Origin of the sequence: Microcoleus sp. F10-B2 (assembly GCF_036704965.1) — a bacterium.
Classification (GTDB): domain Bacteria; phylum Cyanobacteriota; class Cyanobacteriia; order Cyanobacteriales; family Microcoleaceae; genus Microcoleus.
The window spans coordinates 72,983-89,366 of sequence record NZ_JAUBTB010000015.1 but is presented as its reverse complement, the minus strand read 5'-3'; the positions used below and the strand labels follow the sequence as shown (position 1 = coordinate 89,366).

At 47.0% G+C, this 16,384-nt stretch carries 3 protein-coding genes; all 3 read right to left on the bottom strand.

The genetic code is table 11. The annotated features are described in order from the left end of the window. Positions 1 to 61 precede the first annotated feature (61 nt). The 3 genes from QUA99_RS08500 to QUA99_RS08490 all read right to left on the bottom strand — a co-directional run bounded on the left by QUA99_RS08500 (position 62) and on the right by QUA99_RS08490 (position 16,365). Entirely contained in the window at positions 62 to 4,468 is a 4,407-nt protein-coding gene (locus tag QUA99_RS08500) for an amino acid adenylation domain-containing protein (protein ID WP_333235629.1), read from the bottom strand. A 236-nt stretch (positions 4,469 to 4,704) separates the two neighbouring features. Beyond that, on the bottom strand, positions 4,705 to 10,338 hold the full coding sequence (locus QUA99_RS08495) for an amino acid adenylation domain-containing protein (RefSeq protein ID WP_333235628.1): 5,634 nt from the start codon (positions 10,336 to 10,338) through the stop codon (positions 4,705 to 4,707). Continuing rightward, positions 10,339 to 16,365 carry an SDR family oxidoreductase gene (locus tag QUA99_RS08490; RefSeq protein WP_333235627.1) on the bottom strand — a complete coding sequence of 2,009 codons (6,027 nt, stop codon included), beginning with the start codon at positions 16,363 to 16,365 and terminating at the stop codon, positions 10,339 to 10,341. It abuts the gene before it with no gap. Positions 16,366 to 16,384 lie beyond the last annotated feature (19 nt).

The window sequence follows — 16,384 nt, the reverse complement described above, 5'->3', positions numbered from 1 at the left end:
ATATCAGAATATGCTGGTTTCTTCTCAATTCAATTTCTGGTTTCACCGACTAACGATCGATCTAACTCGATTCCAAAGCATCTAGAAAACCACTCCGAATCAAATACGAGAAATAGGTACTAAACAATTGCCTATCTACAGGCGGACAAGCGATCGAAGTTCCTGCGAGTCCGGTCAGCGTGTTTTGGCAGTCAAAATGTTGCGCTGCTAAGTTAGATATGGGTTTTGGCGATTCAATTGGATTGGCGCTAGTAGATGCCTGTTGAGTAAAAATTGGCACAAGTGGAGTTAATGCGTTTTCTTGCGATCGCCCAGCAGCATCAAGGAGTTTTGCTCGCCAAATATCGTAGGGAACTGGTTCTAGCGGGTAGCCAAATGAGTGAATCCAGGTGATAATTTCACTCCAATGAGCCGGGTGCGAATTAACTAAGTGAAACACCTTTCCTAGAGATTCTTTTTGCCTTGATAAATGAACGATCGCTTGGCTAGTATAGTCTACAGGGATTAGATTCACCATCGAGTTGCGATCGGGAACGCTTTTGAGTTGGATACAGCCTCGAATCGTTCTGAATGTATGATCGTCTGGGTTGCAAACTCCCGTCTTACTGTCTCCTGATATCCGTCCCGGCCTGTAAATAGTGATAGGAAAACCGCGATCGCGAGCAATTGTTACTAGCTTTTCGGCAACCCATTTACTCTGAGTATAGCCACTGGAGAGCGCGTCGGCGCGAGGCAGGCTATCCTGTTCTTTAATGACTTTAACCTCAGAACTATCAACAGATTCAATAACGCCAGTCGTCGATCCAACAACACCAATTGTGGAAATGAAATGTACCGGCTTTAGTTTAATTTGACTAGCCAACCTCAAGACTTCTTGAGTGCCGAAAACGTTAGCTGCTTTGAGGGCAGCGTAGGGATAAGTAAAGTTAACCAGCGCACCATTGTGATAAATAGTGTCAATCTTACTAGCAAGCGCTCCAAACTCTTCCTCGGAAAGCCCTAAAAGAGGCATTGACAAATCTCCTAAAACCGGAATAATCCTAGTGGTAAAAGATTCATTCCACAGTAAATAAGCTTCAAGGCTATTTTGCAGCTTCTTTTTGCCTAGTTCAATATTAGGGCATCGCACTAAGCAGTAAATATCAGCAGCAGTTTTATGCAACAGTTCATCAAGTAAAAAAGCTCCTAAAAATCCTGTTGCTCCCGTCAAGAAAATAGCATTTTCTGAAACCGGAAAATTACAAGTAGCAGCATTAGGGTTAATTTCTGGATCTAAGACAGCTTCAGCATTTAGATCGAAAGTTTCTACGCCAGTTTTGACAGGAGAGATTTTTGTTCCCAAAGTAGTCTCAAGGGTTTCAGCTAAGCCGGCGACAGTGGGCATTTCAAATAAGCTCCGCAAAGGTAAATCCACCTCAAAAACACTTCGCACTAGGGCAAGAAGCTGAGTTACGAGCAAGGAATGACCGCCCAATTCAAAGAAGTTGTCATGAATGCCTACCTGTTCAATATCAAGGACTTTTCTCCAAATCTCAGCCAGTTTTTCCTCTATCGGGGTACGCGCTGCTACATAGACAGCTTCGAGTTCCGGGCGAGATTGATCGGGGGCTGGTAATGACTGGCGATCCACCTTTCCATTGGGAGTTAGAGGCAGAGATTTCAAGATCGTAAAAGCTGAAGGAAGCATATATTCAGGCAGCTTTTCTTTCAAGAAAATTCGGAGTTCATTGGAGTTGAGTGCTAGTTTGTTGTTGGGAACAACATAGGCTACTAAGCGTTTATTTCCTGGCTCATTTTCCCAAACTGAAATCGCAGACTGCCATACTCCGGGATGTTGATTTAGTAATGCTTCAATTTCTCCCATTTCAATCCTAAAACCTCTAATTTTTACCTGATTGTCGGTGCGTCCTAAAAACTCAAGGTTTCCATCCGGTAAATAGCAGGCTAAATCCCCGGTTTTGTACAGCATTGTTCCGGGAATAAAAGGGTTGTCAATAAAACGCTCTATTTGTTCTTCGGGTCGGTTTAAATAGCCCCTAGTTAATCCCGCTCCGCCGATATATAATTCCCCTGGTAGATTTATTGGTACGGGTTGCAGTTGTTCATCTAGCACGTAGATTTGCGTATTAGGTAGAGGTAGTCCGAGGGGTACACTTTTGGAAAGAGAGGCTAACTTTTTAATTGAATAAGTGAGTACACCTACAGTTGTTTCTGTCGGGCCATAATGATTGAAAATCTGGCATTTAGGTGCTTGCTGATGGATAGTTTCAATTAACTCCCAGGTAGCAGCTTCACCGCCAAGGATGAGGTGAGTCTGGGGCAAGATAAACTGAGTTGGGGAAGAGGCTAAAAGAGCGGCGAGGTGGGAGGGAACAATCTTGAGACAGTCAATAGGATTGCGGTTAAAGTAATCTGCTAGTGCTACTGGGTCGGATGCCCGCTCCTGAGATATTATATGCAAGCATCCCCCCGTACATAAAGCTGGGAAAATTACCGTGTTTCCCAAGTCAGCAGCGAAGGTAGAAACGGTAGCAAAACTGTTAGCAATCCGCAAGTCTAATCTGTCTAAAATACCGTACAAATAATTGAGGAGTTGTCGGTGTTCAACCGCTACACCTTTGGGTTTGCCTGTAGATCCAGAGGTGAACAGTAAATAGACTAAGTTTTCGCATTTTACCTCGCTAGCTGGAGTGGCGTTGCTTTCTCGATCGATTACGTGCCAATCTGTATCTAAGCAGATTACTTGGGCGGGGCAATTTGGTAGCGTTTGAACAAGCGAATGCTGTGTTAAAAGTATCGAGACCTGGGCATCTTGCAACCGGTTTGCTAAACTTTCTGCTGGTAATGCTGGATCTAGAGGCAGATAAGATCCACCTGATTTTAGAATACCGAGTAAGGCGACGATGGTATCGAGCGATCGCTCTGCATATATCCCCACTGGCATATCTGGGACAACACCTAATTTTTGTAGGTAATGAGCTAATTGATTGGCGCGTGCATTAAGTTCAGCATAAGTCAACTGTTTGTCTTCAAAGACGACAGCAATTTTGTCTGGTGTTTGTTGTACTTGTTCCTCAAAAAGCTGGTGGATGCACTTACCTTGCGGGTAATCAGTCTGAGTATTGTTAAATTCGACAAGCAGTTGATGGCGATCGCGATCGCTCAAAATCTCTAATTCGCTGACTTTAGCTTCTGGGTTACTCACAGCACTTTCTACCAAAGTCTGAAAGTGTCCTGCTAAACGTTTGATATCTGCTATCGAGAATAATTTGGCATCGTAGTGAAACTCTGCGATCGTAAATTGTTCTCTTTGCAAGCAGGTTAGCTTAACTTTGAATGGCTCAAAGCAGGCGTATTGTTTATCAACGGAAAACACAATACCGCCAGCCTCATATTTATTCGCGCATTCTTCAAACTCAAAACTAATTGGGAAGTTAACACCGCTAACAGTTGTTTCTTGCTCTTCTTCCCCTACGAAATATTCTTCCCATTTGCGGTTATTGCCGATTGTTTCGGTAACTTGCCCCAAGATTTTAGTGAATTTAAAGTCTCGCTCAAAAGAACAACGCACAGGCAGGAATTTCGCAAGCAATCCCAGCATCTCATGCAGTTCATCATATTTTCTGCCATTACAGACAGTGCTAACGATAATGTCTGACTGTTTTGTGAATCGCCAGATTAAAGTCTGCCAACAAGCGAACAAAAATTCAGCAACTGTGGCATGATGTAAAGCTGCGACCGCTTCCATATTTGCCACTAAATCTGGCTCAATATTCAAAGCAAAAACATTAGGCTCAAATATGATCTGATCCTTTAGCTTGGCCTCAAAAGGAAGAGTCAGCGGTGGAAAATTGCAGACAGCTTGCTGACTCCAATAAGCTTTTCCCTGCTCTGTATCCTCTCCCTCTAGCAATTCATTCTGCCATTCGGAAAACTGGACATATTGTATCGGTTCCTCAGATAGCTCTTTGCCTTCCAAGCAAGCAGCATAGGCATTACCGATTTGGTAAAATAAATTCTTGAGCGTCCAACTATCTGCACAGAGTGATGGCACAGTCACTAGCAAAATGTGCTTGTTAGCTGACAAATAAATTAGGTTTGAACGCAACAGAGGCCCCGTCTCCAACTTGAAAATAAAATGCCTTTCTTCCTGAAACAATTCTTCTATTCTGATTGATTGTTCATTTGGGGATAAATGGGTGAGATTAACCTCATGCCAGGAAAGGTTACTGCGCTCGGTTACTACTTGAAGAGGAATTTTGATTCCCGGTCGTCTGTAAAAAATCGTGCGGAATATTTCATGCAAACTAACAACTCTTTCTAAAGCTGTTTTTAGGATTGCGATATTCAGCGAACCCTCAAGCTGGATAGCAGACTGGGCGCGATAAGCACAACTTTCTTTCTGCCACAGCCAAAGACGTTTTTGTTGGGGTGAAATCCGAAACCCTTCGACAATTGTGTTTTGCATTGTTGCTAGTTTAATATTATAGAATGGACTCGATTATTGAAGAGAAAAAACCAGGTTATATCAATTCCGGTTGCATTGGAATGATTAAACCGCAGAGTACGCAGAGAACGCAGAGGAAGAGAACAGAGAGATGAATAATTCCGATGAAGGGCGGATTTGATATTACAGGCTAGCGATATCCCTAAATTCCCCTTAAAAAAAGAAGTTAGAGAGTTGCTAGTTTTTTCCATTTGATATTAGATGTTTTGGCTGCAAATCATTTCTCCCATTGCTACTAAAATTTTGCGATCGCCCGCGTAAGGATTCCGACCGTGTGCTGCTAGCATATTGTCTAGCATCAGCACATCTCCTTGCTGCCAAGGAAAACTGATTTTAGCTTTCTCATAAACCGCTCCAACTTCTTCCATGACAGAATTTTCAATGGGAGAACCGTCTCCGTAATAAACATTCCGTGGCAGATTTTGCTCGCCAAATACTGACAGCATTGATTGGCGGCTATCTAAGTCTAGGCAGGAGATGTGGTGTAACTGAAGCTGATTAAAAAATACCCACTCTCCGGTTTTAGGATGCTTTGCGATCGCTGCTCGCACTTTGCGAGTTTTTAAGCTATTATCTTCCCGCCACTCAAAGTCAATATCTGCTTGCCGACAATAATCTTCCACCTCTTTTTTATCATTGGTACGAAAGAACTCTTGCCAACTGACATCTAAACCTTCAGTGTAGTTGCGGACATACATTAATTGCTTTTGCTCAAATCTTTCTCGCAACTTCGGATCGAGAAGTTGGTACATTTGCCGACAGTCAACAATTGGTGTTTCTCCGCCTGCTTGAGCTGGTTGTACGCAGAAAAACCAAATTTTTAGCGGCCATCGGTGTAAGTGGGAACTTTCATTATGAAACAAAATTGCGCGGTCGGACGGATAAGGAGTAGAACCGTAAACTTTACCGCTAGCAACTTGCCGAGGTAAATCGCCATACTCGCTAAACAACTCTGGACAAATCGCTAAAGCAAGGTTTTCAAAGTCTACTACTGATTTAATATGAAAGCCTCGAAACAGAATTGCTCCGTGTTTTAACAATTTTGTTTCGATAAGTTCCCGCTCGTTTTTAGCCCAGTCAGCTAAGTCCAGTTCAGGGACATCAGGTTGAATGACTAAGGGAAATGTTTGCCCGGGATTGAGGTAATCTGTTTTGATTAATTGTCCTTGGGGCAAACTTGTAGCCTTGGGTTTAGCCTGAATAAATTTTTTGAACTTAGTCTCCTCGCGTTTAACTGTTTCTGCAAGTTGTTTTTCCTTTTCAGTGTTCATAGGTATTTCCAGCGTATCGATTCCGGCGTCAGGCTGCCCGACAATGCTATTCAGCAGCGCTTCTAAATTATTTGACAAGTGAGCGATCGCTTGAGAGGAAAAAATCTCGGGATTATACTTCCATTTAGCGACAACTCCTTGCTTTGTTTCCTCCATAAATAAAACCAAATCAAACTTTGCCTTTCCGGTGTCAAACTCTAGGGGAGTCAGGGTTAGGTCGGAAAATTCCCAAGCCGGCATTGGGGTATTTTGGAGGACAAATAATACTTGAAATAGCGGCGTTGTGCTCGCACTGCGATCGGGCCGCACAGCTTCTACTAACTTGGCGAAGGGTAAGTCTTGATGAGCATAAGCATCTAAAGCAACTTGGCGCACCCGTCGTAACAGTTCCCGAAAACTAGGGTTGCCAGACAAGCTGGTACGCAAAACTAAGAGGTTGACAAAAAAACCGATTAGCGGTTCTGTTTCGGCTCGGTTGCGATTAGCAACATCCGTACCAACTACAATATCATCTTGATTTGTGTAGCGGTACAATAGCGTCTGAAAAGCAGCCAACAGCGTCATAAATAAAGTGACTTCCTCTTGTCTGCTCAAGGCCTTGAGTTTTTCTGATAATTTGGTGGGAAGTAGGAAGGAATCTCCGGTATTTTTTTCGGGCAAATTCGGCAATTTTGTTGCTATTGTTTTGAGGTTCAAAACAGGAGGAGCGCCGGCTAACTGTTGCTGCCAATAAGACAACTGAGTTTGCAATACTTCTCCCTGTAGCCATCGGTGCTGCCAGTCGGCAAAGTCGGCGTACTGGATCGGAAGTTCCGGTAACGGCGAAGGTTTATTGTTAGAAAAGGCTTCATAAAGCGTCGCTATTTCTCGGAGGAGTACGCCAGCAGACCAACCATCGGAAATAATGTGGTGCATTGCGAACAGTACCACATATTCGGCTTCGCTTAATTTCAGCAACGTTGCTCGCAATAGTGGGCCTTGGGCTAAGTCAAAAGGCTGCTGAGCTTCAACTTCTGCTAGTCGCAAAACTTCAGCGTTTCGCTGTGTTTCCGGGAGATGTTGCAAGTCGAGTACAGGTAACTTTAAGGTCAAAGTTGGGGCAATAATTGCGATGGGTTTGCCATCTATGGCTGTAAAGGTAGTTCGCAAGATTTCGTGACGCTGCACGATTTCGTTGAGAGATTGTAAGAGTACCGCCACGCTGAGGTTGCCGGCGATCCGCACCGCTGCTGGAATGTTGTAAGCGGCGCTGTTTGGTTCCAATTGATCCAAGAACCACAGCCGTTGTTGAGCAAAGGAGAGGGGTAGATGCCGATCGCGCGAAACCCTTTCAATCGGCAGGATTTTCAAGCCAGCTTTTGCTTTCAGCGCCACCTCAATCCGATCGCTCAACGAAGCAACAGTCGGCGACTCAAACAGCCACCGCATCGCCACATCCACCTGAAAAGCCGATCGCAGGCGCGAGATGACTTGGGTAGCCAGCAGTGAATGACCGCCCAACTCGAAAAAGCTATCATATATTCCCAGTTGGTCTAACCCTAAAATGTCCAGCCAGATAGCCGCTAACACTTCTTCTACAGGGGTGCGAGGCGCAACAAAAGCTTTTTCTAACTCAGGTCTAGCTGTATCGGGCGCTGGTAGGGCACGGCGGTCAACTTTACCGTTGGGTGTCAGGGGTAAGGTAGACAGCATTACGAAAGCCGAGGGAATCGTGTATTCTGGCAGTTTCTGTTTGAGAAAGTTCCGCAGTTCGGTAACGGTAGGCGGACGTTTGTAGTCAGGGACGATGTAAGCAACTAAGCGCTTGTTGCCGGCTTCGTCTTCTCTCGCTAAAACTGCGATCGCACTTACTCCTGGATGTTGGTTCAAAACTGCTTCAATTTCTGCCAACTCAATGCGGAAGCCTCGGATTTTCACCTGATGGTCAAGCCGACCGAGATATTCAATGTTACCGTCGGGTCTGTAGCGAACGAGATCGCCTGTTTTGTAGAGCACGGACACGGGGGCGGGCACGGGGGCACCGCCCCTACAAGGCGATCCTTTTGAATCAATCAAAGGGTTGGGAATGAATTTCTCAGCAGTTAGATCGGGACGGTTGAGGTAGCCGCGCGCTAGTCCGTCACCACCGATGTGCAGTTCGCCTGCAACACCGATGGGGACGGGTTGGAGATGGCGATCGAGAATATAAACTTGGGTATTGGCGATCGCGCGTCCAATCGAAATCGGTTTATCCTCAGAGTCAATCGGTTGAATCATCGACCAAATTGTGGTTTCTGTAGGGCCGTACAAATTCCAGAGAGCAGAGCCTTTTTGGTACAATTGACCAGCCAATTTCGGAGAGAGAGCTTCACCGCCACAGAGGATTTTTAATTGTTTGTTACCTTGCCATCCAGCGTCATGCAACATCTGCCAAGTCGCCGGCGTTGCTTGCATAAAAGTAGCGCCAGATTTAACCAGTTGTTCTGCTAAAAGAGTTCCTGAAGCAGCGACTTCCCGGCTGGCTACAACGGTGGAAGCGCCTGTAATAATTGGTAAGAAAAGTTCTAAGGCTGCAATGTCAAAAGACAAAGTAGTGACGGATAGAAGAATATCTCGCTCCGTCACTTCCAAAGAATGGCGCATCGAAGTGAGAAAATTGACGACAGCGCGGTGCCGAATTTGAACGCCTTTAGGCTTCCCAGTTGAACCGGAAGTATAGATTGTGTAAGCCAAGTGAGAAGAGTTAGTCTCGCTAATCGAGTTAAAATCGTTCTCACAAGCGATAGTTTCCCAGTCAGCGTCCAGATAGACGATCGCCAAAGGTAAGATTTCAGTCAAATTAGTAAATTCGGCTAACTGCTTCTGAGTCAGCAACACTTTAACTTGAGCGTCTTCTAGCATGAAAGCTAGGCGCTCTTGGGGATAGGCGGGATCTAAGGGAACGTAAGCACCGCCGGCTTTGAGAACGCCCAGCACTGCTACTAACATTGAGAGCGATCGCTCCACGCAGATGCCGACAAGTACATCGGGACCGACGCCTAATTTTCGCAAGCGGTGCGCTAACTGATTCGATCGCCGATTTAGTTCCTTATAGCTGAGGTGCGTATCCTCAAAGATTACCGCAGTTGCATCGGGCGATTTCTCCACTTGTTCCTCAAACAGTTGGTGGATGCACTTATCTTTCGGGTAATCTTTGTGAGTGTTATTCCATTCCACCAACTGTTGATGCAATTCTGCTGCTGTCAACAGCGAAATCAGCGCTAAGCGCTGATTTTGATTAGCCGCCATACCTTCGAGCAAAGTCTGAAAATGCCCTAGCATCCGAGCGATCGCAGCAGCATCAAAACGGCGGGTATCGTAGGCAATCTCCAGCTTTAACTGCGAACCTGGCTCTACCAAAACCGTCAGCGGATAGTTCGTTTTTTCATAAGTCTGATAATTGCTAGCCCCAATGCTTGCACTCAATTGCCATTTTGAAGCATCCATCGGATAGTTATTAAAAACTAGAATGCTCTCAAATAAAGGCTGACCGCTAGGAATCTCGCTCACTTGATGGATTTGTACCAGCGTACTGTATTCGTACTGTCGCGCCTCCACTTGTTGAGATTGAAGTTGCTTCAGCCAAGGCACAACAGAAAAATCGGGAAGCACTTGCACTCGCAGCGGTAGCGCATTCAGAAATAACCCCACCATAGATTCTACCCCCGCCAGTTCCGCCGGCCGGCCAGAGGTAGCCACTCCAAAAACAACATCTTCCTCACCGCTGTAGCGACTCAAAAGCAGCGCCCAAGCACCCTGGACGACGGCGTTTAAGGTAAGTTGATGCTGTCGCGCTAGGGATTGTAAGGCTACTGTCGCAGTTGCCGACAGCGAGATCCGCTGTTTATCATCTTCGCCCACCTTTGGTTGTAGGGGCGGTGCCCCCGTGCCCGCCCCCTCGGTCATCAGCGGCGTGGGTGCAGCGAATCCTTTGAGCTTTTGGCGCCAGAAGATCTCAGTTTTAGAGAAGTCTTGCTCCTGTAGCCAAGCAATATACTCTCTATAAGGTCGGGGTTGTTCCAAGTTTAAATCCCGATTTTGGGAGAAAGCTTGATAGAAAGCGTGAACTTCTTTCCAAAGCAAAGACCAAGACCAGCCATCAAGTAGGATGTGATGGTGGCTGCGGACAAATTGATAGGTATCGTCAGCTAGCCGGATTAAGGCTAAACGCATTAGCGGTGCTTGGGAAAGTTCAAAACCCCGATCGCGATCGCTTTGCAAGAAAAATTCTAGCCGCTCTTGTTGCTCGATCGCAGATAGTTCCCGCCAGTCTTGCTGGGCGATCGGCAAATCAACTTGCCGGTACACTACTTGATACGGGCGATCGAGATCCTGCCAATAAAAAGCAGTCCGCAAAATTGGATGCCTTTCTACAACTTTCTGCCAAGCGCTCTTAAAGGCTGCGACATCAAGATTGCCTTGCAAAGTGCAGCTTAGCTGCTCGAAATACACCCCCGAATTTGGGGCAGCAAGCGTGTGGAAAAGCAGGCCGTGCTGCATCGGTGAAAGTTCGTAAATATCTTCAATGTTTTCGCCGTTCATTTAAGAATTCCTCCGATCGAGTTGAGTGACTTGAGCGAGTAACTTACTAAAATCTTTTTGGCTGATTTTGGCTGCGGGAAAATCTGAAGGCGTGTAGCCGCCGGCCTCTTTTGACTGACTGCTGGCGATCAGTTCGCGCACAGCCTCTGCAAATCCTTGAGCCAAGTCCAGGACTGTATCGCGCCGGTGTACGTTCTCGCTGTACGTCCACTCCAGGCGCATTTGACCGCCAGTAACAAAGGCGGATATCTGTAGTAGGTGGGGGCGAGTACCGCGCGGGCTGCGATCGCCAACCTTAAACTCGCGGTTAAGCTTAAACAGAGAAGATAGAGGCAAACTATCTTCAAATTGACCGAGATAAAGGAAAACTACTTCCGCTTGGGGAAGCGCTGCCAATTTTGAGGTAATTGCCGAATCCCCGCTCAAGTAGCGCAATACACCGTAGCCAATGCCCTCATTGGGAATCCGCCGCAGTTCCTCCTTAACCGCCTTCAGCGTCTCTCCCGGAGTGTCAGATTCCCGTAACTCCAAAACTACCGGAGAAATAGTAGTAAACCAACCCACAGTCCGCGATAAATCAACGCCTTCAAAAATTACCTCCCGCCCGCGCCCTTCCAAATCGAGCAGCAGCGACGGTACGCCTGTCCATTGGGCAAAAGCCTTTACCACAGCAGCAAGCAGCACATCTTGAACCTGAGCGCGGTAAACTGTCGGCACCTCCTGCAAAAGTGCCTGAGTCTCTGCGGCGCTGAGCACAGCCGACACGGTTTGAGCCGAGGCTACAGTATTCGCGCCACCGGCACAGTCCACCGGCAAAGGTAATACCTGAGTGCGGTCTGCCAGCCAGTAGTCCAACTCTCCTTGTAATTTTTCTGACTGAACCCAGTTTTTTAATTGTTCTGCCCATTGTTTGAAGGCAGTTGTCTTAAGTGGAAGCTGAATTGCTTTACCCTGCGCGAGTTGGTGATAAGCCGTTTGGAAGTCTTCGAGCAAAATCCGCCAAGATGCAGCATCCACGGCTAGATGGTGGATAACAATTAGCAGGAGATGAGGCCGATTCATACCTCGATCGAACAAACCAACCTGCACCAGCGGCCCGCTTGTCAAATTTAAGCTGGCTTGCAATTCTGCTGCTGCTGCCTCCAGAGCTAATTTTTGGTCAATTTCTGATAGCGGCGACAGATCCCGCCGCGTCAATTTCACAACTAAATCATCAGCGCAACTGATTTGTTGCCAACCTGACTCAGAAGGGGTAAATCTCAGGCGCAGGGCATCGTGGTGCATCGCCAATTGCTGGAAAGTCTGCTCTAACAAGCTGGGATCGAGAGGTTGCATCACCTCCAACAAAACTGACTGATTCCAGTGATGCGGCTCGGGCTGATTTTGTCCGAAGAACCAGTGCTGAATCGGTGTCAGAGGCAGTGCTCCAGTCACTAAACCTTGTTCGGCTTGACTGATATTTGTGCCGGCGACTGCTGCTAATTCCGCGATCGTTTGGCGCTCAAAAATTAGTTTGCTGCTCAGTTGAATACCAGCTTTACTCGCTCTAGCAATCAACTGAATGCTGAGAACTGAATCCCCGCCCAACTCAAAAAAGTTATCGTCGATGCCCACTTCTTCAATACCGAGCAATTGTTGCCAGATTTCGGCAAGTGTTTGCTCAATTTGATTTCTGGGAGCAACATAACTATTGCTCAGTTGAGGTCGCGGGTGCGTTGGCTGAGAGCGGCGAGAATTCTCTACTTTTTCTAGGAAACTAGATACTGTAGATGCAGCATTTTCGTACTCGATTCGGGCGTGCAAATCTTCCGGCGATACTATTACTTGAGGCAGAGAGTTGCCAAGTATGCGACTGAAAGCATCAACACCTTCTGTCGATAACATTCCTTCTTTTAAGGCTGTTTCTGGTTGAAGATTAAGTCGGCGCAGTGTGTCTACTGACATCCCCACTTCTCGCCAAGTCCCCCAGTTAATCGATACGGTGAAAGTACCATTTCTGGAATTATTTTTGTGAGCGACAGCATCCAGAAAAGCATTGGCCGCGCAATAGTCTACCCGTCCCGGGCCGCCTAAAAGCGATCGGCATGACGAACAGAGTACAAAAAAGTCTAGCTGGCTCTCTTTGAAGATTGCCTCTAGCACTTGCGTTCCTTTGATTTTGGATGCAAAACTCTTGGCTACCATTTCTGGGGTTTGCCGTTGAATTAATCCGCCGCCCGCAATTCCTGCTGCATGAATTACACCGTGAATACTGCCAAAACGCTCGACCGCTTGTGCGACCTGTGCCCGCATTTCTCCTTCATTAGCAATATCGGCGCTGCCAACTAAAACTTCAGCACCTAATTCCTCTAATGCCTGCACTTTGCGGATTTTGCAGCTAATCTTATCCTCATCGCTGTGAGCAATCAGCCATTGCTCCCACTCTTCTCGATCGGGAATAGTAGAACGCCCTATCAAGATTAGTTTTGCCCGTACCGCCTCAGCGAGATATTCTGCCAGCGCTCCGCCAATCCCTCCAAGTCCGCCCAATATTAGATAAACTCCTCCTTCCCTCAACCGCGTTTTCCCAACATTTGCTCCCTCTAAGCGGACTGCTTCAAATGTCTGTAGCCAGCGATGTTTGCCCCGGTAAGCAATACATAAATCAGGTGTTTTTGCAATAAATTCCGCGAAAATTTGGTCGATTAGTTTCTCTTCGGGCGAAGTTTTGGGAGTAGGAGGAATAACAATATCAACGGTGCGGCAAGTGATATGAGGATATTCTTGGGGAATAACTTTGCACGGCCCTAAAACAGTAACTTGTTCGGGAAATAATTCCTCATCTCCGGTCACGTCGTGTATGTTACTTGTGACGACTAAGAGATCGACAGGATTGCTAATCTCGTGTTTTTCTAAAGCTTGTGCTAGGAATAGCAGGCTGTAAAAACCTATATTTTGAGCTGCTTCCGTTCGCGTTTGCTCGTAAGGCGCGAGGCTCCAAAAATGGGCAATATGCCAAGAGTGTTTGGCGATCGCATTTGGGATCTGATGCTGCGCCTGGATTTCTGCAACTAAAGTGTCGTAGTCCTCCCGCTGTTGGGGATTAATTGCGTAGGCCCGATCGCCCACAATAGCAAACTCTTTGCCAGCAGTTACAGTAATGACATTTTTGCCCTGAAGTTGCAAGCGTTTCACCACTTCGGCTGCGATCGCCCAAGCATCAATAAAAACTAGCCAGCACGACTCTTGTTCTGCTTCCGACGCCATAGATAGCCCCTTTTCAGGGAGAGGAGAACGCTTCCAAGAAGGCAGATAAAACCAATCTGCAAGATCCGGTTTTTTCTCTAACTTAGTTTGAATATCGCTGGCATTTCCGCCTTTCAAATGAGGTTCGATCCAGTAACGCTGACGCTCAAACGGATAAGTCGGTAGGGGGATGCGGAAGCGCTGTTCGCGGGCATAAAAACTCGGCCAGTCAATCTCAACTCCTGTTAGCCACAGCCGCCCCAGCGCCTTCAGCAAGAATGCGATATCTGATTGTTGCTCGTTTGGGTGGCGCATTGAAGTTACGATCGCGCGATCGCGATCGCGATCGCGAACCTGATGCCGTTTAGCGAAGGTACTCAAAACCCGCCCCGGCCCGACTTCCAGCAGAATTCGCTCTGACTCTTGCAGCAGTTCGGCAATGCCATCACTAAAGCGCACTGTTTGCCGCAGGTGTTTCACCCAATAAGTCGGATCGGTGGCTTCTGCATCTGCGATCCAAGTGCCGGTGACGTTGGAAATAAAAGGAATCTGGGGCGGTGTCAGTTTGACTTTTTTTACTTTCTCTGCAAACAGTTCCAAAATGGGATCGGTCATTTGGGAATGAAAGGCGTGAGAGGTATGCAAGCGCTTATAGTCTAAACCTCGCTCTGCTAAACGATTTTCTAGGTCATTTACAGCGCTGAACGAACCTGACACCACGCAGGAAGACGGTGCATTGCTGGCAGCTAGAGATAGTTCTTCGTTGAGTAGCGATCGCACTTCGGCTTCTGGAAGCGAAATGGAGACCATCACACCAGCGGGTAGCTGCTGCATCAGCCGGCCTCGAATTGCTACCAGTTCCAGTGCTGCTTCCAGGGGAAAGACACCAGCAAGACAGGCAGCTACATACTCGCCGATGCTGTGACCGATCGCAGCCACTGGCCGCACGCCCCACGCCATCCACAATTGAGCCAAGGCGTATTCAATGACAAACAAAGCCGGCTGAGCAAGATAAGTTTGTTTAAGCTGTTCGGCAGCCGTTTCTGCTTGTGCTTCACTGGGATAAAGCAGCGATCGCAAATCGAAATTGAGGTGAGGTTTGAGCAGTTGCGAACACCGATCGACTTGCTCGCGAAATATCGGTTCGGTTTGATAAAGTTCCCGACCCATGTCGATATACTGAGATCCTTGACCGGGAAACATAAACGCGATCGCCGGGTTGCACGGTTCTTGGTAGTGGGTCAAAACTTGTTGCGGTTCCAGGGTTTCCAGCGTTTTCACTGCACCGCTGAGGTTCTGGCAAATAGCGATTCGGCGGTGGTTAAAAGTGCGCCGGCCCACTTGCAAAGTATAAGCAACATCAGCGAGGTTGCCATTGGGCTCTTGTTTGAGGTACAAAGTGAGATTGGCTGTAGCCGCATCCAGTGCCGATTCTGTTTTCGCAGAAAGTACCAACAACTGCCAAGGGCGGGAAACTTCCGATACTTCGACTGTTGGCGCTTCTTTGAGAATAACGTGAGCATTTGTGCCACCAATGCCGAAGGAACTGACGCCGGCCAGGCGCGATCGATCTGCTTTCCACTCGGACAGGGAACTGTTGACGTAGAAAGGGCTGTTGGCGAAATCTATTTCGGGATTGGGCTGCTCGAAATGCAAGCTGGGTGGTATCAGCTTGTGTTTGAGAGCTAAAACCGTCTTAATTAAGCCGGCAACGCCTGCTGCTGCGCCTAGATGCCCGATATTGGTTTTGACTGAACCGATCGCGCAAAAGCCTTTTTTGTTGGTACGAAGTGAGAACGCTTGCGTGAGAGCGGCGATTTCCACTGGATCGCCTAAAGCAGTGCCGGTGCCGTGAGTTTCGATGTAACTGATTGTTTCAGGATCGATGCCGGCTATGGCTTGAGCTTCTGCGATCGCTTTTGCTTGACCCTCAACGCTAGGGGCCGTGTAACCAATTTTTAAAGAGCCGTCATTATTGATGGCAGAACCGAGGATGGTTGCATGAATGCGATCGCCATCTTCTAAAGCATCTTTTAATCGCTTTAAAACTACAATTCCCACACCACTACCGCCAACAGTTCCCCTAGCTTGAGCATCAAAAGCTCGGCAATGTCCGTCGGGAGATAAAATTCCCCCTTCTTGATATAAATACCCTGCTTTCTGTGGCACAGAAACGGAAACACCGCCAGCTAATACCATATCGCATTCGCCAAACAGCAAGCTTTGGCAAGCTAAGTGAACTGCAACTAATGAAGTAGAACAAGCGGTTTGAATGGTGATGCCGGAGCCTTGGAGGTTAAGTTTATACGCGGCTCGCGTAGTCAGCAAATCTTGATGGTTGCCAAATTTAATTTGGTCGAGTCCGACTGTTGCTAACAAGTCAGGGTTAGCAAAAAGATTGAATAGTAAGTAGGTGTTGACACTTGCACCGGCGTAAATACCAATCCGACCTTGATAAGTGTCAGTATTGTAGCCCGCATTTTCCAGAGCTTCCCAAGCAGACTCTAAGAAAATGCGGGATTGCGGGTCCATAATTTCGGCTTCTCTGGGAGAGTAGCCGAAGAATGAAGCATCAAAGGATTCAATGCCTTCTAGTACGGCTGTTGCTTTTACGTAATTGGGATTGTTCAGCAGATTTTTGTCTATATTTTGCAGTTCGGCATCTGAAAAGAATGAGATGGACTCAATGCCGTTTTGCAGATTTTGCCAATATTCATCGAGATTTTCGGCTTGGGGGAAACGGCCGGCCATGCCAACAATGGCTATTTCATTAATATTGTCAAGTGCTTCTAAGTTAGTCATTATTTTTGTTTTAATTGCA